Genomic DNA, 21,150 nt, shown 5'->3' with positions numbered 1-21,150 from the left:
CACAGCAAGGAGCGTTCGATGAAACTGCGCAACCAATTGTTTCTCGCTATCTGCCTGTTCCTGCTGGTGGCGTTCAGTGGCAGTTTCTTTGTCAGCCTGGAAAGCTCCCGCGAACAGATGCTCGGTCAACTGCGCTCCCATGCCCAGGACGCCGCCACTGCATTGGGCTTGTCGCTGACGGCACAGATCGATGATCCGGCCATGATGGAGCTGATGGTCAGTTCAATTTTCGACAGTGGCTACTTCAACAGCATTCGCATTATCGATGTCGAGAATCAGCAGGTACTGGTAGAGCGTAACGTTGCCGGGCGTATCGAGGGCGTACCGGGGTGGTTCGTCAGCCTGGTGAACCTGCGTATAGAGGGGGGCGACGCGCTGATCATGCGCGGCTGGGAGCAAGCGGCGCGCGTGGAAGTGCTGAGCAACCCGCAATTCGCCCTGGCCAAACTCTGGGACAGCACCCTTGGCAGCCTGATCTGGCTGCTGATATGCGGATTGCTCAGTGCCGTCTTCGGTGGCTGGTTGCTGCGTCGGCAATTTCGCCCGCTGGACGCCTTGGTCAAACAGGCCGAAGCCATCAGCAAGCATGAGTTCCTGACCCTGCCGAAAGTGCCACGCACACCGGAATTGAAACGGGTCGTGCTGGCAATGAACCAGATGGTCGAGAAACTCAAAGCGTTATTCGCCGAAGAAGCCGAACGCAGTGAAAAACTACGCAGCGAGTCTTATCAGGACAGCCTGACCGGGTTGGCCAACCGTCGCTTGCTGGATGAGCAACTGGCCGATTACTTACTGGTCGATGAACAAAACAGCGACGGCCATTTGCTGATGCTGCAGATCAACGATCTGGTGGGACTCAATCAACGTTTTGGCGGGCAACGCACCGATGCGTTGATCAGCGCGACGGGCGAATTGCTCAAGCGCTTGACTCAACTGCCCGAACGGCGGGCCTGGCTGGCGGCACGCAACCGTGGCGGCGAATTCAGTCTGCTGATGCCGGGACTGAACACCGAGGGCGCCGAGCGACTGGCCGCCGAGATTAGCGCCCCCTTGGAAAACCTGCGTCTGACCGGCGCCAGCGATTGCACGCCCGTCGCCCATTTGGGCATTGTCGCCTATCACCCCGGTGAGCCGGCCAGCGACGTGCTACTGCGCCTGGACCATGCACTGACTCAAGCCCGGCAACGCTCCGACCGCCCCTGGATGCTGCTGGGGCACCACGAGACCCTACCGAATCAGCCTCAACATGACTGGCGTGCCTGGCTCGACGACGCCCTGACCCAAGGCAAATTGCAGCTGTATTTTCAGCCGGTGGTGCAATGCGCTGACACCCGTCAGGTGCTGCACCACAAAGTCCTCGCGCGCCTGATCGCCCCCCAGGGCGAAGCGATTGTCGCCGGACATTTCCTGCCGTGGATCGAGCGTCTGGGCTGGTCGGCACGCTTCGATCTGGCGATGCTCGACGCCACCCTCGAATACCTCGCCGCCAACCGCTGGCCACTGGCGCTGAGCTTGTCCGGCAGCACCCTGCGCGACCGGGCGCAGCTGCGACTGATCCTCGACATGCTTGAATCGCTGCCGGATCTGGCACCGCTGCTGACCCTGGAAATCGACGAATGCCAACTGCCGCCCGCGGACGAGTTGCAACGGCTGAGTCACAGTGTGCTCAACACCGGTTATCGCATCGGCTTGCAGCATTTTGGCGGCAGCTTCAGCCAGATCGGCAATCTGACGCAACTGGGTCTGGCTTACTTGAAAATCGATGGAGCCTACATCAGGCACATCGATGAGCAACGAGATAAACGGCTGTTCATCGAGGCGATCTTCAGGGCCACCAACAGCATTGACCTGCCGTTGATTGCAGAAATGGTCGAGACTCAGGGTGAGCTGGAAACGATCAAGGAACTGGGGGTGTTTGGGGTAATGGGAAGATTGATCGGCGCGCCTGAACCGAAGTGAAGCCAGCAGATCAACAGATCGCAGCCTTCGGCGGCTCCTACAGGATCCAGACGATCCCAGGCAGGAGCTACCGGAGGCTGCGACCTTTTTCAGATCAAACGGTATCCACCTTCAACGAATGATCATTGAGCATCCCGTTGATAATGGTCGCCGTATCTGCCCCGGCAATCACCCCGCCCGCCCCCGGTGTCACCCCGTAATGGCTGGCCAGGTTGACGCCGGCCAGATCGATGGTCTGGTTCGGCGCTGCGCCGGCCAATGCACTGACGTCGATGCTGGTCACCACTGACGCACCGCTGCCACTGACGGTGAAGTGCAGGTAGTCATCCAGCGATGCCGCCGTGTTGGTTTCACCTTGCAGCAGTTGCGACAGGTCCAGTTTGTCGGTGCCTGGTGCGAAGTCGGTCACTACGTCGTGACCGCTGTTGCCCTTGAGCCACTCGAAAGTGTCGGCCCCGGCTCCGCCGGTGAGGGTGTTGTTGCCCAGGCCGCCAATCAGGAAATCATCGCCGCCCCCGCCATTGAGCACATCGTTACCCAATCCGCCATTGATGATGTTGCTGTTGTTGTCGCCGGTGAGGGTGTCGTTGTAGTTGGAGCCCGTCAGGTTTTCGATGCCGGTCAGGGTATCGGTGCCGGCGCCAATGGTGTTCTGAGCGCCGAGCAGGCTCAGGTCGACCGTGACGCCGGCCGTGGCATGGGCGTAGCTGGCGGTGTCGTTGCCGATGCCACCGTCGAGCAGATCATTGCCCGGACCGCTGTAGAGCAAGTCGTTGCCGGCGCCGCCGTGCAGCTCGTTATTGCCGGGGCCTGCGGTGAGGATGTCATTGCCGTCACCGCCATTGAGGATGTTGTCGCCATTGCCCGCCACCAGTGTGTCGTTGCCCGTGGTACCGGTGAGGATATGACTGTCCTGATAGCTGATGGTTACGTTGGCGCTGTCACTGCCGCCATGGTTGTCGTTGACGGTATAGGTGCCGTGGTAGTCCGGGGCAATGTCATGGGCACCGGCGTAGTTGACGGTCATGGTCAGTTGGTAGTTTTCCGCCCCGTTGGAGTTGCTGCCACTGGTGTTGGTGATGTTGATAATGTGGATCTGGTAGGTCGCATCCGACGTTGCCGTCAGGGTTTGCCCGTCCGCAAGGGCAATCCAGGCTCCGCCGTCGACCGAATATTCCATGGCCACATGGCCGGCTGCCAGATTGTGATCCAGGTTGAGGGTTTCGCCCTGTTTCAGATTGACGGTAATGCGATCCTCATCATTGGCGTGGGCATTGCTCACCGCACCGAGGTAACCGCTGACCACCAGCACCGCTGTCATGGTGGCGGCATTGGCCGAGAACGAACTGCGCACATCGGCCAGGTTCTGGTTAGCGCTGTTGTTGGCGTTGGTTCCCTTGAAGTTGATCGCGCCGGTACCGGTGAAGTCCACTGCCTTGGAGATCCAGCCGGTGTTGTAGGTCGTCGGCGACACCGTGAGCGGATCACCATTGGCGTCAGTATCGTTAGCCAGCAGCAATTCACCCGGCACCGTCACACTGCCCGACAGTACGTTGGTGATGATGTGATCATCGACCGCCACGGGTGGCGCGTTCGGAACGACTTTGACCACCAGGTTCGAACTGGCGAGATCGCCGTCGTTGTCGCTGACGGTGAAGCCGATGTTTTCCGTGATCACCACCGACGTGGCCTTCTGCGACACGTAGTTGTATTCACCGGTGTCGAGGTTCACCACCAGGGTGCCCTTGTTGTCGGTGGCGATGCTCAGGGTGTTGTCGACCGTGTTGAAAGTGCCGTGGTTGGCGCCACCACTGAAGCTCAGGGAACCCTGGTTGAGGTTGCCTTTCGGGTCATAGGTGTAGGTGGTGCCATCAACGGTAATCGATTTGATGAAGCCACCGTCGGCACCGAACGTTCCGCCTTCGCCCAACAGCGAACCGGTAACCGGTGCGCCAATCACCGTGCCCGACAGTACCGAACTCAGTTGATTGAGGTCGCTGACCACTACCGCGTTGGTGTTGTTGCCAGGCGTGGTGGTGCCGTCATACGCCAGCGGATCGAGGTTGGCATTGCCCACACCGTCACCCAGGCCAATCGCATAGTTCTTGATGTCCCTGGATTCAAGGAATGCCTTCCAGGCGGCCTCGTCCTGCGACCCGATAGCACCTTCGTTGGGTTTGCCATCAGAGAAGAAATAGCCGACGTTTTGCGCCCCTGTCAGTTTGCCACTGGTGTCGAATGCCGTTTTCGCCGCAGCCACGGCGGCGTCGTAGTTGGTGTTACCGCCCGCCGCCAGGCCGGAGATGATCGATTTGGCCGTTGCGACATCCACCCAGATCGGGGTCTTGTCGGTAGCACCGCCGCTGAAGGTGACGATCTGCACTTTGACGTCGCCGAGGTCGTCGTACTTATCGAGCAAGGCGCTGATCGCCTGCTTGGCCAGATCCAGCCGCGACAGACCTTGTACGCCAGAGGGGTCGGCCATACTGCCAGACACGTCGACCACCAGCAGCAGGTTGGAGTCGATCTCAACAGCTGTCACTGAGCGCTCCGAACCCACGGCCTTGGGCACGTCGTCGACGATGTTGACCACGATAGTGCTGGTGGTGGTGTTGCCCGCCGCGTCGGTGGCTTTGTAGGTAAAGCTTTCACTCAGGGTATTGGTGCCATCGTTGGCACCTGGGGTGGTTTTCGGTGCCGAGGTCAGGGTGTAGGTGTAGGTGCCATCGGAGTTGAGCTGGATCAGCCCGAAATGGCCCTGGGCGCTGCCGACCAGGCTGTAGCTGATCGCACCGGTGGCGCCGGTGACCGCGCCGACCAACGTGCCGCTGGCGGTCTCGCCCGCGTTATGGGGATCGCTGCCGGTGGCGTAGCCGGCCGCCAGGTCCTGGCCGTCCTTGGTGTCGTCGAGGGCTTTTTCGTAGACGGTCACGTCGTTGTCACTGACCGCTTTGATGCAGCTGTTGTTCACGTCGATGGTAATGGTCGTGGTGCTTTGATCGCCGTCGCCGTCACGCAGGGTGTAGGTGAAGGTGTCGGTCGCACCCGGGCCGTTCACGCTGTTGGGGTAGCTGTGGTATTCGGCATTGCCGTGGGCGTCCAGGGTCAGGTAACCGTAGGTGCCGTTGATCTGGCTGTTCAACCCGCCCACGACCGGGGTCGAAGTGTCCGAGCCAGCACGCACGCCGACCACGCCACCACCAGCCGCCGGGCCGTCGGCACCGCCGACGTCGTTCGCCAGCACGTTGCCGGTGACCACACCGCCCTCGGCGACCGAGGCGGTATCGGCATTGGCCTTGGGCACGTCATCGACGATGTTGACCACGATGGTGCTGGTGACCACGTTGCCCAGGGAATCGGTGGCCTGGTAGGTGAAGGTTTCGGTGACGGTGTTGGCGCCGTCGTTCGCATGCGGCGTGGTGTTCGCCGGTGTCGTCAGGGTATAGGTGTAGGTGCCATCGGAGTTGAGCTGGATCAGCCCGAAATGGCCCTGGGCGCTGCCGACCAGGCTGTAGCTGATCGCACCGGTGGCGCCGGTGACCGCGCCGACCAACGTGCCGCTGGCCGTCTCGCCCGCGTTATGGGGATCGCTGCCGGTGGCGTAGCCGGCCGCCAGGTCCTGGCCGTCCTTGGTGTCGTCGAGGGCTTTTTCGTAGACGGTCACGTCGTTGTCGCTGACCGCTTTGATGCAGCTGTTGTTCACGTCGATGGTAATGGTCGTGGTGCTTTGATCGCCGTCGCCGTCACGCAGGGTGTAGGTGAAGGTGTCGGTCGCGCCCGGGCCGTTCACGCTGTTGGGGTAGCTGTGGTATTCGGCGTTGCCGTGGGCGTCCAGGGTCAGGTAACCGTAGGTGCCGTTGATCTGGCTGTTCAACCCGCCCACGACCGGGGTCGAAGTGTCCGAGCCAGCACGCACGCCGACCACGCCACCACCAGCCGCCGGGCCGTCGGCACCGCCGACGTCGTTCGCCAGCACGTTGCCGGTGACCACACCGCCCTCGGCGACCGAGGCGGTATCGGCATTGGCCTTGGGCACGTCATCGACGATGTTGACCACGATGGTGCTGGTGACCACGTTGCCCAGGGAATCGGTGGCCTGGTAGGTGAAGGTTTCGGTGACGGTGTTGGCGCCGTCGTTCGCATGCGGCGTGGTGTTCGCCGGTGTCGTCAGGGTATAGGTGTAGGTGCCATCGGAGTTGAGCTGGATCAGCCCGAAATGGCCCTGGGCGCTGCCGACCAGGCTGTAGCTGATCGCACCAGTGGCGCCGGTGACCGCGCCGACCAATGTGCCGCTGGCGGTCTCGCCCGCGTTATGGGGATCGCTGCCGGTGGCGTAGCCGGCCGCCAGGTCCTGGCCGTCCTTGGTGTCGTCGAGGGCTTTTTCGTAGACGGTCACGTCGTTGTCGCTGACCGCCTTGATGCAGCTGTTGTTCACGTCGATGGTGATGGTCGTGGTGCTTTGATCGCCGTCGCCGTCACGCAGGGTGTAGGTGAAGGTGTCGGTCGCGCCCGGGCCGTTCACGCTGTTGGGGTAGCTGTGGTATTCGGCGTTGCCGTGGGCGTCCAGGGTCAGGTAGCCGTAGGTGCCGTTGATCTGGCTGTTGAGGCCACCCACGACCGGGGTCGAGGTGTCCGAGCCGGCGCGCACGCCGACCACGCCACCACCAACCGCCGGGCCGTCGGCACCGCCGACATCGTTCGCCAGCACGTTGCCGGTGACCACGCCGCCCTCGGCGACCGAGGCGGTATCGGCATTGGCCTTGGGCACGTCATCGACGATGTTGACCACGATGGTGCTGGTGACCACGTTGCCCAGGGAATCGGTGGCCTGGTAGGTGAAGGTTTCGGTGACGGTGTTGGCGCCGTCGTTCGCATGCGGCGTGGTGTTCGCCGGTGTCGTCAGGGTATAGGTGTAGGTGCCATCGGAGTTGAGCTGGATCAGCCCGAAATGGCCCTGGGCGCTGCCGACCAGGCTGTAGCTGATCGCACCGGTGGCGCCGGTGACCGCGCCGACCAATGTGCCGCTGGCGGTCTCGCCCGCGTTATGGGGATCGCTGCCGGTGGCGTAGCCGGCCGCCAGGTCCTGGCCGTCCTTGGTGTCGTCGAGGGCTTTTTCGTAGACGGTCACGTCGTTGTCGCTGACCGCTTTGATGCAGCTGTTGTTCACGTCGATGGTAATGGTCGTGGTGCTTTGATCGCCGTCGCCGTCACGCAGGGTGTAGGTGAAGGTGTCGGTCGCACCCGGGCCGTTCACGCTGTTGGGGTAGCTGTGGTATTCGGCATTGCCGTGGGCGTCCAGGGTCAGGTAACCGTAGGTGCCGTTGATCTGGCTGTTCAACCCGCCCACGACCGGGGTCGAAGTGTCCGAGCCAGCACGCACGCCGACCACGCCACCACCAGCCGCCGGGCCGTCGGCACCGCCGACGTCGTTCGCCAGCACGTTGCCGGTGACCACACCGCCCTCGGCGACCGAGGCGGTATCGGCATTGGCCTTGGGCACGTCATCGACGATGTTGACGTCGATTTGCGCGTGCGCCGTGCTGCCATCGGTATCGGTGGCGACGACTTCGAAATGCTCGGTGATGCTGTTGGCGCCACTGGCATTCGGATGAGTGTCGGTGTAGTTCAGGGTGTAGCTGTAACTCACTACCCCGGTCGTCGGGTTATAACCGGTGATGGTGAAGGTCGCGCCCGTGTCAGTGCTACCCGATTGCGGGAAGCCCACCGGAACGCCACCGCTGATTATCGAGACGCCACTCACGGTCAGGCTTTGCAAACCGTCCGGCGCATTGACCGTGAAGGTGCCGCTTTGGGTCAGCTCCGCCGCATTCGGATTGCTGCCGTAAGTGAGGTTTTTTTCGTAAACCGTCAGCTCGCCACCTTCGACGTTCAGTCCGCCAATTGTCACCGGGTCGTCGTTGTTGTGGATCTGCAGAACCAGATTCGCCGTGCTGGTATCGCCGTCAGCATCCTTAAGCGTGTAGGTAAACGTTTCGGTCCCGTTGCCACCGCCCTGCAGGGCCTTGAAATCCGCATCACTGGTATCAAGGGTGTAGGTGTACGTGCCGTTGGCATTGAGCACCAACGTGCCGTAAGTCCCGATGAAAGTGCCACCCACCACGGGGCCGCTTTCCGGTCCGGTGGGGATGCGGTCGGCGCCTTGCACATCGTTGGTCAGTACGCTGCCATTCAGGGTCAGATGGGTTTCTGACGCCGTGGCCGCGTTACTGTCATCGACGGCTTTAGGGACGTCATCGCTGATGTTGACGTCCAGCGAACCCGTGGCGCTGTCGCCGTTGCTGTCGCCGGCGACCACTGTGAAGTGTTCGCTGAGTTGGGTGCCGTCCCCAGACGCGTGGTTTTCGCTGCCATTGAGGGTGTAGCTGTAACTCACCACACCGGTGGCCGGGTTATATCCGGTGATGGTCAGGGTGCTGCCCAGCGGTGTGGTGATCGACTGGGGAAAACCTGCAGCCACACCGCCGCTGACCACATTGATTCCGCCGACGCTCAGACTGGTGAGCCCGTCGAGCGCCGTGACGGTAAACGTGCCGCTCTGGGTCAGCGCACCAGGATTGCTGGCCGAGCCATCGACGAGGCTGGCTTCGTTGACGGTCAGTTCACCGCCCTCGATAGACAGGCCGTTGAGGGTGACCGGGTTATTGATTGGGGGTGTGATGTCCGGTGGCGTGACGACTGGCGCCGAAGTACCCGCGCCGTCTAACCCATTATTGGTATCGGCGTTGTGCCGCACCTCGGGAAACTCGGGAATGCCATTGAAGCCGGCGGTGGGGAAGCCAATGGTTGGATCGACCCGTCCCGCCACTTCTTCGAGCATGACAAAACTGTGACCGCCGCCCAGCGCGCCACCGGCAGGTCCGGTCGACCCCGGGCCGGCCGCGGTCGCTTCAGCGGTTTGCGTCGGGTCGTCACCGGCAGCGATGGCCTTTTGCAGTTGCTCGACGTCGGTAAGCTGCGCCTGGCTCGGGGTCACCGACTCAGTCGTGTCCACCACATGGGGCGACTGATCAGCCAGCAATTGAGGGGTCATTTGCAGGCTGCTGCCGCGCCCAAGGGTCAGCTCATGGCCATTTTGCAAATGCACCGCTACTGCGCCTTCGGCCCCGGTATTCAGTTGATCGCCGGCGAACAACCGGTCCCCCTCGACCAGGACACGACGTGTGCCGTCGCCCGCCACCGCGAATACCTGACCGATGACTTTACTGACGATACCGATGAGCGTAGCCATGTGCATTTCCTCCGCTGCCAACCGCTGTCGGCACCCTGATTTATCACGGAGAACATGCTCGATGGCTCAGGCGGGTTGCCTGGCGGATTGCCTGCGGGTCAGCGGATTTACCTGAGTAGACCACCGTCCTCTGGCGACATTCTCGCCCAGCGTGAAACTCACGGACATTGTTCGCGTATCTGGACAAACCCGTTTGCAATCAATGGCATCGGGATCCAAATCCAGCCCAACCTGTCCAGCGAGCACAGCGTAACGATCCTGAACCACACAAGTGACAAAAAACCGTCACACCAGTCTGCTACGCGTCCCTCCCCTCCAGCACTTCTCCGTCCATTGTCGATAAGTGGATTGGAACTTTCCTCAAAGCCCGAAGATCGCCCTAAAGCTCATAAATCAAGGGCTTTCGCATTGAACAATGTGCTGGATTTTGCGGAGTGCATAAGTTTTTTTTGGAATAACCATTATGAGAAATAGTTCTTAGCTATTTCCCAGAATGTTCTTAGCTCTGATGTTAAAACAATGAAACGGTTTACTATAAAAAGTCGTCAAATAATTGGCGACTGATAAAGCACCATCAGGAATCAGGGAGATGTACCCATGCGCCTCTTAACCCCCCTCTGCAGCGCGGTTCTGCTGGCCATGACCTGCACTTCTCAAGTGCAGGCCATGTCATTGACCGAGGCGATCCAGAGCACCATCGCGACCCATCCTGAGTTGGCGTCGCGGGTAGACAGCCGTCTGTCGGCTGATGAAGACGTCAACGTCGCCAAGGGGGGCTTTTATCCATCGGTCGACCTGAATGCCGCGTACGGGCGCGGGTACAGCGATAACACCAACACCCGGGCCCTCGGCAACCACCACACGGCAATCCTGAACTACACCCAATCGGAACTGCGCCTGCGGCAGATGCTCTTCGACGGGTTCAACACCGCCAACGAAGTCGAACGCACCAAGGGCGTGGTCAACTCCCGGGCCTATTACGCTCAGGGCACCGCCCAGGATCTGGCCCTGCGCACCATCGAGGTCTACCTCGATGTGCTCAAGCGCCGCGAACTGGTGACACTGGCCAAGAACAACCTGCAGGCGCACTTGCGGGTCAACGACCAGATCGGCCTGCGCACCCAGCGCGGTGTCGGCAGCAACGCCGACGCCGACCAGTCCAATGCTCGCCGGGCATTGGCAGAGAACAACCTCGACACCGCCGAAGTCGATCTGGCCGACGCCGAGTCGAACTTCTACAGCGTCGTGGGGCGCATGCCCGATGAGCTTGAAACACCGCCGTCGACCCGAGGCGAAGTGCCTGCATCGCTGCAGGAAGCGCAGCAGAGCATGGTGGAGAACAACCCTTACCTGAAATCCGCCCAGGCTGACGTGCAATCCGCCGAAAGCCAATACGAAGTGGCCAAGTCGCCGTTCTACCCGCGCTTCGACGCTGAAGCCGCCGTCGGAGCGAACAACAACATTGCCGGCGAAGAAGGCCATGACAACGAATGGCGCGTGGGCGTAGTGATGAACTACAACCTGTTCCGCGGCGGCAGCGACAAGGCTCGCATGGCCTCCGATGCGCACAAGATCAATCAGGCGATGGACATTCGGAACAATGCCCTGCGCCAGCTCAACGAAAACATCCACCTGGCCTGGAACGCCATGGTCAACGCCAAGAAACAGACCCCGACCGCCCGTGAGTATGCCGAGACCAGTAAACGCGTGCGCGTGGCCTATCAGGATCAGTTCGGCCTTGGCCAACGCACCTTGCTCGACCTGCTCGACAGTGAAAACGAGCTTTACAACGCCAACCGCCGCTACACCGAAGTACGCTACACCGAGGAGTTTTCGATGTACCGTGTACTGGCGAACATGGGCCAGTTACTGAGCAAACAGCGGGTAGTGCTGCCCGCCGATGCAGTCGCCCGGAACGAGGTGAAAAACCAAGCTCGTCTGCCTGAACTGAAGTAGTACCTGGAGCGACCAATTTGACCAGCATGGAACCCGGCAACATCGGTGTCGATCCGCGTCTGAGCTTTGATGACCCGCTTCTGGACGGTCTATTGATCCTCTGCAAACTTCATGGCGCGACGGTCAGTCGCGCCAGCCTGAGTGCCGGGCTGCCAATGGCACACCAACGCCTGAGCCTGGACCTGCTGCCTCGTGCAGCGGCCCGGGCCGGTTTGCAGGCGCGCTTGCTGCGTCGCGAGCTTAAAGACATCTCCGCGCTCAACTTGCCCGTCCTGCTGTTGCTCGATAGCGGTCGTACCGCGGTTTTGCGACGTATTGGCGATGACGGTCGGGTGCTGATTCTGCCCAGCGAAGCCGACGGCGGTGAACAATGGATCAGCCCGGAGGAACTTGAAGCGCATTATTCCGGCCAGGCCTTGTTCGCCCGACCACGGCATGAACTGGAAGACTTGCGCTCCCCCCTCGTGCCTCGTGTGCAGGCCTGGTTCCGCGACACCCTGAAGCTGTCGAAATGGCTGTACAGCGATGCCATCCTGGCGAGCTTCCTGATCAACCTGCTGGGCCTGATGGTGCCGTTGTTCGTGATGCAGACCTACGACCGCGTGGTGCCCAACCAAGCCACCTCGACCCTGTGGGTGCTGTCCATCGGCTTGCTGATCGGCACCGGTTTCGAACTGGTGTTGCGGGTGGTGCGCGCCCATCTGCTGGACACCGCCGGGAAGAAAACCGATGTGATCCTGTCGGCGACCCTGTTCGAACGCATCACCGGCATGTCGATGAAAGCGCGGCCGGCGACCATCGGTGGTTTTGCCCAGAGCATTCATGACTTCCAGGGCCTGCGGGAATTCCTCACCGCCGTCACCCTCACCAGCCTCATCGACCTGCCCTTCGTAGTGCTCATGCTGGTGGTGATCGGCCTGCTCGGTGGCTGGCTGGTGGTGATTCCGGTGCTGGCGTTTCCGATCACGATCATTTTCGCCATGGTGATACAGGTGCGGCTGCGCGACACCGTGCAGAAGAGCCTCAGCCTCGGTGCCGAACGCCAGGCCCTGCTGATCGAAACCCTCGGCGGCCTGGAAACCCTCAAGGCCTGCAGCGCCGAAAGCGAGCGCCAGCACAAGTGGGAAAGTACCCATGGCGCCCTCACCCGCCTCGACAGCCATGCGCGTAACCTCTCGGCGCTGGCCACCAACGGTACGCTGTTCATCCAGCAATTTTCCGGCATGGCGACCATCGTTGCCGGTGTCTATAGCATCATCGCCGGCAACCTCAGCGTCGGCGCACTGGTGGCCAGCTACATGCTCGGCAGCCGCGTGTTGGCACCACTGGGCCAGATCGCCGGTTTGATCACCCGCTACCAGCAAGCGCAACTGACCATGAAAAGCACCGACGCGCTGATGTCGCTGCCACAGGAACGCGATGCCAAACAACGGCCGCTGGAGCGCACGCAACTGCAGGGCGCGCTGGATATCGTCGGCGTGACCTTCCACTACAACGGCCAGAACAATGCAGCGCTGGCCAATGTCAGCTTTAGCGTCAAGCCCGGCGAGCGGATCGGCGTCATCGGCCGCAGCGGCTCGGGCAAAAGCACCCTGGCGCGACTGGTGATGGGTTTTTACGAACCGGAAGAAGGCCAGCTGTTGCTCGATGGCCTGGACTTGCGACAACTGGACGTCGCCGACCTGCGTCATCAAATCGGTTACGTCGCCCACGACCTGCCACTATTGGCCGGTAGCCTGCGCGATAACCTTACCCTCGGCGCGCGCTACATCAGCGACTCACGCATGCTCGAAGTGGCCGAACTCACCGGTGTCACCGAACTGGCCCGGCAACACCCGCAAGGCTTCGACCGCCCCGTGGGCGAGCGGGGTCAATTGCTGTCCGGTGGCCAGCGTCAGGCCGTGTTGCTGGCGAGGGCGTTGTTGCTCGACCCGCCGATCCTGCTGCTCGACGAACCCACCAGCGCCATGGACAACAGCAGCGAAGACGTTTTGCGGCAAAAACTCCATGACTGTGTCAAGGGCAAAACCGTGCTGCTGGTCACCCACCGAACCTCGATGCTCAGCCTGGTGGATCGGCTGGTGGTACTGGACAACGGGCGGATCGTCGCCGACGGGCCCAAAGAAGCGGTCATCGATGCACTGCGCAAGGGCCGTGTCGGCTCTTCGGCCGTCTAGGAGCGACTCATGGCTCGTTCATCATCCGACAAGTCGCCTGCCCATTCGAAGGGGCGGGGTTACTTCGGCAGCTTCGCCAAAAGCGCCGAAAGCGAATTCATGCCGGAAACCGCCGGCGCTTCACTGCAGGACTCACCGCGCTGGTCGCGGATCACCGTATGGCTGGCGGCAGGCTTGTTGATCAGCGCGCTGGTCTGGGCCAAATTCGCGGTGCTGCAAGAAGTCACCATGGGCGAAGGCAAGGCGATTCCGTCGAGCAAGGTTCAGGTGATCCAGAACCTTGAAGGCGGCATCGTCACCGAAATCTTCGTGCGTGAAGGGCAAATGGTGAACAAGGGCGATACCTTGCTGCGCCTGGATGACACGCGCTATCTGTCGAACAAGGGTGAAAGCGAGGCTGATCGCTATGCACTGACCGCACAGGTCGAACGCCTGTCGGCGGAGGCCGAAGGCCGGCCGTTCAAGCTGTCGGACGAAGTGATCGCCAAAGCGCCCCAGGTGGCCGAAGACGAACGTTCGTTGTATGAACAACGGCAACGGCGACTGGCCAGCGAACAACGCACCCTGAGCGAACAACTTCGGCAAAAAACTCAGGAACTGGCGGAGTTTCGCTCAAAACAGGGGCAATACAGCTCAAGCCTGGCACTGCTGCAGCAGGAGATGAACATGTCCACGCCACTGGTGGGCACGGGGGCGGTGTCACCGGTGGAGATCCTGCGCCTCAAACGCAGCGCGGTGGAAATTCGCGGCTCGCTGAACGCCACCACCCTGGCCATTCCCCGCGCCGAATCGGCGATCAACGAGATCAAGAGCAAGATTGACGAGTCCGAACAAACCTTCCGTTCGGAGGCCGCCAAAGAGTTGAATGAGAAACGCACCGACCTGTCTAAAATCACCGCATCGAGCATCGCCATCGACGACCGCGTGACGCGCACCACGGTCGTCTCGCCGGTTCACGGGATTATCAAAACGCTGAAGGTCAACACCATCGGCGGCGTGGTCCAGCCGGGCAGCGACATGGTGGAAATCGTGCCGCTGGAAGACAACCTGCTGATCGAGGCCAGAGTGCGGCCGCAAGACGTGGCGTTCCTGCATCCAGGCCAGAAAGCCATGGTCAAGTTCAGCGCCTACGACTACACCATCTACGGCGGCCTGAGCGCGAAGCTGGAATTGATCAGCGCCGACACCATCACCGACGACAAGGGCAACAGCTTCTATCTGATCCAGGTGCGTACCGATAAAAACCACCTGGGCGGGGATGCGAAACCGCTGTTGATCATTCCGGGGATGGTGGCGACGGTGGATATCATCACCGGGGAGAAAAGTGTGCTGGATTACCTGCTCAAACCGGTGCTGAAAGCGCGGACCGAGGCGATGCGCGAAAGGTAGTCATGTCTTGAGAGCTGCGGTGATTGATCCGCCGTCTTCGCGGGCAAGCCCGCTCCCACAATGTTGTGTAGCGTTCACACTCCTTGTGTTCGACACGGTTCCCTGTGGGAGCGGGCTTGCCCGCGAAGAGGCCGGCACGAACGACGCTTATTTCGGCCCGTGATTGTTCTGGTACGTCTCCTCCCCCATCGCCGCAATCTGCCCCTCGATCAGCGCTTCGAACGGCCTGAGCAACGGCTCGAACGACGTTGGTGCCTCAAGGGTTTCCAGTGCCTGGACAATGGCCTCGATCGTCGACAACGCCCCCGGCCCGGGAGCCTTGCGCAGCCGGTAGCGGGACACGCCCCCCTCGGCCAGGGTCACCCTCGGCAACGCCGCCAGCAGCGGGTTGAGGTGCAATAGCTTGCGAGCCTTGCGCCAAGTGCCATCCGGGACCACCAGCAATAACGGCTCATCGGTGACGGCACAGGTTTGAATCGGCTGCGCGTCTTCGCCGGGAAACAGCAACCGCGCCTGATACCCCGGTTGATTCAACAGCACCGGTAAATCCTCAAACACCTCGCCGACCATCAGTTCGGCATTGTTCAAGCCCAACGCAGCCAGGCGCGCGGTGTTCAGCGCATGATTCACTTCACTCGGATGTTGCAGCAACAACACACGGGTGCGGCTGTCGAGGCTCGGGACCAACGGACACAAGCAATGGCTTTGCGGACGCAGGCAGCGGGGACATTGAATTCGGGACATCGCAACGTTTCCTTAAGCGGCCTGGTTGAGCTGCGCTTTGAGCAGATCGCGGAAGGTCTGGATCAGCGGCTCGCGACTGCGTCCACGGCGCACGATCATCGAGAACGGTGCCTGATAACCGAAGGTCGCCGGCAGCAACACCCGCAAGTCGCCCTTGTCCGCCCAGGCCTGGGCGTAATGCTCGGGCAAGTAACCGATGTAGGCGCCGGACAGCACCAGGATCAGCTGCGCCTCCATGCTCTCCACGGTGGCGGCGCTGTGCTTGAAGCCGTGCCGCGCCAGTTCGGCCTGGCTCCAGTAACCGCGACCGACCATGCGTTGCTGGGTGATGACCTGCTCGGGAATACGCCGCTCATTGAACAGCGGATGCCGGGCACTGCAATACAACCAATGTTGTTCGCGGTAGAGCGGCATGTAGACCAGGCCGCTCATGCGCGTGGAGAACGCACCGATGGCCAGATCGAGTCGATTGTCCTGCACACCCAGTTGCAATTCGTAGGGGCTCATGACCGACAAGTGCAAATGCACCGCCGGGTGTTCCTGACTGTAGGCGCCAATGGCTTCGGCGAACGGCAAGGCCTTGTCGCTGACGGTGGAGTCGATCACCCCCAGGTTCAGCGTGCCGCGCAACTCGCCCTTGAGCGCGGCGGCGTATTGTTCGAAGCCCTCCAGCTCGCCCAGTAACCGCAAGGTTTCCTGATGAAACAGCTCCCCCTTGCTGGTGAGGCTGAAACCGCCACGGCCGCGATGGCACAGCACCAGGCCCAGCGCCGCTTCGAGCTGGCTCATGTAAGTGCTGATGGCCGACGTCGAGAGATTGAGCTCTTGCTGGGCGTTGGCGAAGCCCTGATGACGCACCACGCTGACGAAAATGCGCAATAGTTTCAAGTCGGGTAAAGCGTTGGCCATGGAAGACTCCGAAAACCGGGGGCGCGCAATGCTCGAATCAATAGAGAACCTGGCATCGTTTGCGTTGGCGTGAAGTCTATCGCTGCCACCGCCATTAGTTTAGAAAAATCTGAACTAAGTATTTGCGCGGAGCGATTCTTCCCCGTCACGACATTTCGCAGAATCGGCTCCCAGCGGTGCCCGTGCCTGATGAGAACGGTGTATCCGACATAAATAAAACAACGACGATGAGGCCTTACCCGTGGACAAGATTCTTCACCAACCACTGGGCGGCAACGAAATGCCGCGCTTCGGCGGCATCGCCACCATGATGCGACTCCCCCACTTGAATACCGCTGCCGGTCTGGATGCTGCCTTCGTAGGCGTGCCATTGGACATTGGCACCTCCCTGCGCCCAGGCACCCGTTTCGGGCCTCGCGAAATCCGCGCTGAATCGGTCATGATTCGCCCGTACAACATGGCCACTGGCGCGGCACCGTTCGATTCGCTGTCGGTTGCCGACATCGGCGACATCGCGATCAACACCTTCAACCTGCTGGATGCCGTACGGATCATCGAAGAATCCTACGACAACATCCTTGAACACGACGTGATCCCGCTGACCCTGGGCGGTGACCACACCATCACCCTGCCGATCCTGCGCGCCATCCATAAAAAGCACGGCAAGGTCGGCCTGGTGCACATCGACGCCCACGCCGATGTGAACGATCACATGTTCGGCGAGAAAATCGCCCACGGCACCACCTTCCGTCGCGCCGTTGAAGAAGGCCTGCTGGATCCGGACCGTGTTGTGCAGATCGGTCTGCGCGCCCAGGGCTACACCGCTGACGACTTCAACTGGAGCCGCAACCAGGGCTTCCGCGTGGTTCAAGCCGAAGAGTGCTGGCACAAATCCCTGGCACCGCTGATGGCCGAAGTTCGCGAGAAAGTCGGCGGTGGCCCGGTGTACCTGAGTTTCGACATCGACGGCATCGACCCGGCCTGGGCACCAGGGACCGGCACCCCGGAAATCGGCGGTCTGACGACCATTCAGGCCATCGAGATCGTGCGTGGCTGCCAAGGCCTCGACCTGGTCGGTTGCGATCTGGTAGAAGTCTCGCCCGCTTACGACACCACCGGCAACACCTCGCTGCTGGCCGCCAACCTGCTGTACGAGATGCTCTGCGTACTGCCTGGCGTGGTCCATCGCTGAGGATTGGTGATGAACGAACGTGATCAGGTATTGCAAGCCGCCGCCGATCTGGTGTCTGCCTTCGCTCGTAACGATCGCGAAGCCTACTTCGGTGCCTTTAGCTCTGACGCCAGCTTCGTCTTCTACACCCTCGAACAGCCCCTGCTGTCGCGCGATGCCTATCAGGCATTGTGGGACAGCTGGCGTGCCGAGGATGGTTTCGAGGTGCTGTCGTGCACCTCGAGCAACGCCTTCGTCAGCCTGCAAGGTGATGTGGCGATTTTCATCCATGACGTAGCCACCGAGCTGCGCATGCAAGGGGAGCAACATTTCAGCCAGGAGCGCGAGACGATTGTTTTCAAAAAACAAGCGTCTGGCCAAGAACAACAAGGCCTATGGCTGGCCTGCCACGAACATTTGTCCGCCATGCCGGAAGGGCTGCCACCCCCTTAGCCAAACAGGCGACGCCTCACGCACGATGAGCGCGCCTTTATGATCGGAGCAGATCATGAATAACAAAAACAACGACCAAAGCCTTACGCAAATAGAAACCCACGGGGTCGAACAGATCCCGGATAACGAACGCACCGCAGGCCCGACGGACCTGTTCCGGATGATCTTCGGTGGTTCGAATACCTTTGCTACCGCCGTACTCGGCAGCTTCCCGGTGCTGTTCGGCCTGTCTTTCCAGGCAGGCGTCTGGGCGATTGTGCTGGGCGTGTTGCTGGGTTCGCTGATCCTCGCGCCCATGGGCCTGTTCGGCCCGATCAACGGCACCAACAACGCCGTGTCTTCCGGTGCGCACTTCGGCGTGCACGGGCGGATCGTCGGTTCGTTCCTGTCGCTGTTGACCGCCATCGCCTTCTTCTCGCTTTCGGTGTGGAGTTCGGGCGATGCGCTGATCGGTGGCGCCAAACGCCTGATCGGCCTTCCGGAAACCGACCTGACCCTGGGCCTGGCCTACGGTCTGTTCGCGATCCTGGTGCTCACGGTATGCATCTATGGCTTCCGCTTCCTGCTGTGGGTCAACAAGATCGCGGTATGGAGTGCCAGCCTGTTGTTCCTGTTGGGCCTCTTCGCCTTCGCCGGCCCTTTCGATGTGAACTACGCCGGCACCGTCAACATGGGCCAGCCAGGTTTCTGGGCCGCGTTCATCGGTGCGGCACTGGTGGCCATGAGCAACCCGATTTCCTTCGGCGCATTCCTCGGCGACTGGTCGCGCTACATCCCGCGTGAAACCTCCAAGCGCCGGATCATGGCCGCAGTGGTGATCTCGCAGATCGCAACCTTCATCCCGTTCCTGTTCGGCCTGGCCACCGCCACCATCGTAGCGATCAAGGCCCCGGACTACATCGCGGCCAACAACTACGTCGGCGGTCTGCTGGCAGTCTCGCCGAACTGGTTCTTCCTGCCGGTGTGCCTGATCGCAGTGATCGGCGGCATGTCCACCGGCACCACGTCGCTCTACGGCACCGGGCTGGACATGTCCAGCGTGTTCCCGCGAGTGCTGTCACGGGTCAAGGCCACGCTGCTGATCGGTGTGATGTCGATTGCCTTCATCTTCATCGGGCGCTTCGCGGCGAACCTGGTACAGAGCGTGTCGACCTTCGCCGTGCTGATCATCACCTGCACCACCCCGTGGATGGTGATCATGATCATCGGCCTGCTGGTACGCCGCGGTTTCTACTGCCCGGATGACCTGCAAGTGTTTACCCGCGGCGAAAAAGGTGGCCGCTACTGGTTCACCCACGGCTGGAACTGGCGTGGCCTGGGTGCCTGGATCCCGAGTGCGGCCGTCGGCCTGTGCTTCGTGAACCTGCCGGGGCAATTTGTCGGGCCGCTGGGCGAAATGGCCGGCGGAATCGACATCAGCCTGCCGGTCACCCTCGGCCTGGCGTCGGTGGTGTACCTGACGTTGCTCAGCCTGTTCCCGGAATCACGGGAAGTGTTCGGCCCGCAGGATGCACGCAGCAAGGGTTCGAATTCACTCGGTAAATCGGCGGCTCGACAAGTCGCCTGATCAAACGCATTACCTTCGGCCAACGCACGACCTGTGGGAGCGGGCAAGCCACGCTCCCACAAGGATTGATGTTCCCGCAGGAATTGATTTTCGCTTCACCATAAAAAAGACAATCGGAGACACGCCATCATGGCATTGGATTTATTCGTCGTACTCATCTACGCCGCCGCGATGCTGCTTCTTGGCTACTACGGCATGCGCAAAGCCAAGACCAACGAAGACTTTTTGGTCGCCGGTCGTAACCTCGGCCCGAGCCTGTACATGGGCACCATGGCGGCTACCGTTCTCGGCGGCGCGTCCACCGTGGGCACCGTGCGTCTGGGTTACGTACATGGCATTTCCGGCTTCTGGCTGTGCGCCGCACTGGGTTGCGGGATCGTCGCACTGAACCTGTTCCTGGCCAAACCGCTGCTGAAACTGAAGATCTACACCGTTACCCAGGTGCTGGAGAAGCGCTACAACCCGATGGCCCGCTCCGCGAGCGCGGCGATCATGCTGGCGTACGCGCTGATGATCGGCGTGACGTCGATCCTGGCCATCGGCACCGTATTGCAAGTGTTGTTCGGCCTGCCGTTCTGGGTGTCGGTACTTCTGGGCGGTGGCGTGGTCGTGATCTACTCGGCCATTGGCGGCATGTGGTCCCTGACCCTGACCGACATTGTCCAGTTCGTGATCAAGACCATCGGCCTGATGTTCATCCTGTTGCCAATCTGCCTGTACCGCGTGGGCGGCTGGGATGAGTTGGTGTTGAAACTGCCGGCGGCAAGCTTCAGCTTCACCACCATCGGCTGGGACACCATCATCACCTACTTCATGATCTACTTCTTCGGCATCCTGATCGGTCAGGACATCTGGCAACGGGTGTTCACCGTCAAGACCGCGAAAGTCGCTCAGGTCGCCGGTACGGCTGCCGGCATCTACTGCATCATCTACGGCCTGGCCTGCGCCCTGATCGGCATGGCGGCTCACGTACTGATCCCGGATCTGGACAACGTCAACAACGCCTTCGCCGCCATCGTCAAACTGTCCCTGCCGGACGGTATCCGTGGCCTGGTGATCGCTGCTGCACTGGCCGCCATGATGTCCACCGCCAGCGCCGGCCTGCTCGCCGCTGCCACCACCCTGACCGAAGACCTGCTGCCAAAACTGCGCGGCGGCAAGCAGTCGAGCCTGGACCTGAACCGCTTGGTCACCCTGTTGACCGGCATCGTGGTGCTGGGTATCGCCCTGGTGGTCAACGACGTGATCAGTGCGCTGACCCTGGCATACAACCTGCTGGTAGGCGGCATGCTCATCCCGTTGATCGGCGCGATTTTCTGGAAACGCGCAACCACCGCCGGCGCCATCGCCAGCATGGGCCTGGGCTTCGCCACTGCCCTGCTGTTCATGATCAAGGATGGTCTGGACGCCAACACCCCGATCTACTACAGCCTGGGCGTAGGCCTGGTGAGCTTCGTGATTGTCAGCCTGATGTCCCGTCGCCCGGTGACACTGGCAAGCGCCGCCTAAGCTGAATATAACGACTTGATGCTTTCTTCGGCGGGTGTGGCGTCGGTTGCCACACCCGTTTTTTTCG

General features: G+C 61.2%; 11 protein-coding genes. 8 read left to right on the top strand and 3 right to left on the bottom strand.

From position 1 onward, the window contains the following. Window positions 1-18 precede the first annotated feature (18 nt). A complete protein-coding gene (gene lapD / locus ACX3YD_RS06675; protein WP_458959515.1) occupies window positions 19-1,959 on the top strand; it encodes a cyclic di-GMP receptor LapD in 1,941 nt (646 codons plus the stop codon). Between the two features lie 94 nt (window positions 1,960-2,053). Here the strand turns inward: lapD and ACX3YD_RS06670 are convergent, their stop codons facing one another. Further along, window positions 2,054-9,208, bottom strand: coding sequence for a retention module-containing protein (locus tag ACX3YD_RS06670; protein ID WP_458959514.1), 7,155 nt, complete (start codon window positions 9,206-9,208; stop codon window positions 2,054-2,056). A 597-nt stretch (window positions 9,209-9,805) separates the two neighbouring features. Here ACX3YD_RS06670 and ACX3YD_RS06665 point away from each other — a divergent pair. From ACX3YD_RS06665 to ACX3YD_RS06655, 3 genes are read left to right on the top strand one after another with little or no spacing between them, the layout of a single operon-like run. Further along, entirely contained in the window at window positions 9,806-11,164 is a 1,359-nt protein-coding gene (locus ACX3YD_RS06665) for a TolC family outer membrane protein (RefSeq protein ID WP_458959513.1), read from the top strand. A 17-nt stretch (window positions 11,165-11,181) separates the two neighbouring features. Then, window positions 11,182-13,341 (top strand): type I secretion system permease/ATPase, encoded by a 2,160-nt coding sequence (locus ACX3YD_RS06660; protein ID WP_458959512.1) that lies wholly within the window; start codon window positions 11,182-11,184, stop codon window positions 13,339-13,341. Window positions 13,342-13,350: 9 nt separating this feature from the next. Next, window positions 13,351-14,730 (top strand): HlyD family type I secretion periplasmic adaptor subunit, encoded by a 1,380-nt coding sequence (locus tag ACX3YD_RS06655; protein ID WP_103404957.1) that lies wholly within the window; start codon window positions 13,351-13,353, stop codon window positions 14,728-14,730. 147 nt (window positions 14,731-14,877) lie between these two features. Here the strand turns inward: ACX3YD_RS06655 and ACX3YD_RS06650 are convergent, their stop codons facing one another. Together ACX3YD_RS06650 and ACX3YD_RS06645 are read right to left on the bottom strand one after the other, a co-directional pair. Then, window positions 14,878-15,474 (bottom strand): tRNA-uridine aminocarboxypropyltransferase, encoded by a 597-nt coding sequence (locus ACX3YD_RS06650; protein WP_458959511.1) that lies wholly within the window; start codon window positions 15,472-15,474, stop codon window positions 14,878-14,880. 12 nt (window positions 15,475-15,486) lie between these two features. Then, window positions 15,487-16,383: a LysR family transcriptional regulator gene (locus ACX3YD_RS06645; RefSeq protein WP_047532131.1), complete on the bottom strand. Its 897-nt coding sequence runs from the start codon at window positions 16,381-16,383 to the stop codon at window positions 15,487-15,489. A 241-nt stretch (window positions 16,384-16,624) separates the two neighbouring features. Between ACX3YD_RS06645 and speB the strand changes: the two genes are divergently transcribed. From speB to ACX3YD_RS06625, 4 genes are all read left to right on the top strand, one after another. After that, window positions 16,625-17,575, top strand: a complete 951-nt coding sequence (gene speB / locus ACX3YD_RS06640; RefSeq protein ID WP_047532133.1) for an agmatinase — start codon at window positions 16,625-16,627, stop codon at window positions 17,573-17,575. Between the two features lie 9 nt (window positions 17,576-17,584). Then, a complete protein-coding gene (locus ACX3YD_RS06635) occupies window positions 17,585-18,007 on the top strand; it encodes a YybH family protein (RefSeq protein WP_047532135.1) in 423 nt (140 codons plus the stop codon). 55 nt (window positions 18,008-18,062) lie between these two features. Beyond that, the gene (locus tag ACX3YD_RS06630; RefSeq protein WP_103404954.1) at window positions 18,063-19,574 is read left to right on the top strand and encodes a purine-cytosine permease family protein; all 1,512 of its coding nucleotides are present in this window, start codon (window positions 18,063-18,065) and stop codon (window positions 19,572-19,574) included. Window positions 19,575-19,703: 129 nt separating this feature from the next. Continuing rightward, entirely contained in the window at window positions 19,704-21,083 is a 1,380-nt protein-coding gene (locus tag ACX3YD_RS06625; RefSeq protein WP_458959510.1) for a sodium:solute symporter family protein, read from the top strand. Window positions 21,084-21,150 lie beyond the last annotated feature (67 nt).

Source organism: Pseudomonas fluorescens group sp. PF-1 (assembly GCF_054481335.1).
This window is presented reverse-complemented; position numbering and strand designations above follow the sequence as displayed.

What these genes read in the sequence shown, in the direction of transcription:
- ACX3YD_RS06645 (WP_047532131.1), bottom strand. Translation starts at nt 16,383, where the DNA reads ATGGCCAACGCTTTACCCGACTTGAAACTATTGCGCATTTTCGTCAGC.
- ACX3YD_RS06625 (WP_458959510.1), top strand. Translation starts at nt 19,704, where the DNA reads ATGGCATTGGATTTATTCGTCGTACTCATCTACGCCGCCGCGATGCTG.
- ACX3YD_RS06635 (WP_047532135.1), top strand. Translation starts at nt 17,585, where the DNA reads ATGAACGAACGTGATCAGGTATTGCAAGCCGCCGCCGATCTGGTGTCT.
- ACX3YD_RS06665 (WP_458959513.1), top strand. Translation starts at nt 9,806, where the DNA reads ATGCGCCTCTTAACCCCCCTCTGCAGCGCGGTTCTGCTGGCCATGACC.
- ACX3YD_RS06670 (WP_458959514.1), bottom strand. Translation starts at nt 9,208, where the DNA reads ATGGCTACGCTCATCGGTATCGTCAGTAAAGTCATCGGTCAGGTATTC.
- ACX3YD_RS06655 (WP_103404957.1), top strand. Translation starts at nt 13,351, where the DNA reads ATGGCTCGTTCATCATCCGACAAGTCGCCTGCCCATTCGAAGGGGCGG.
- ACX3YD_RS06650 (WP_458959511.1), bottom strand. Translation starts at nt 15,474, where the DNA reads ATGTCCCGAATTCAATGTCCCCGCTGCCTGCGTCCGCAAAGCCATTGC.
- ACX3YD_RS06630 (WP_103404954.1), top strand. Translation starts at nt 18,063, where the DNA reads ATGAATAACAAAAACAACGACCAAAGCCTTACGCAAATAGAAACCCAC.
- lapD (WP_458959515.1), top strand. Translation starts at nt 19, where the DNA reads ATGAAACTGCGCAACCAATTGTTTCTCGCTATCTGCCTGTTCCTGCTG.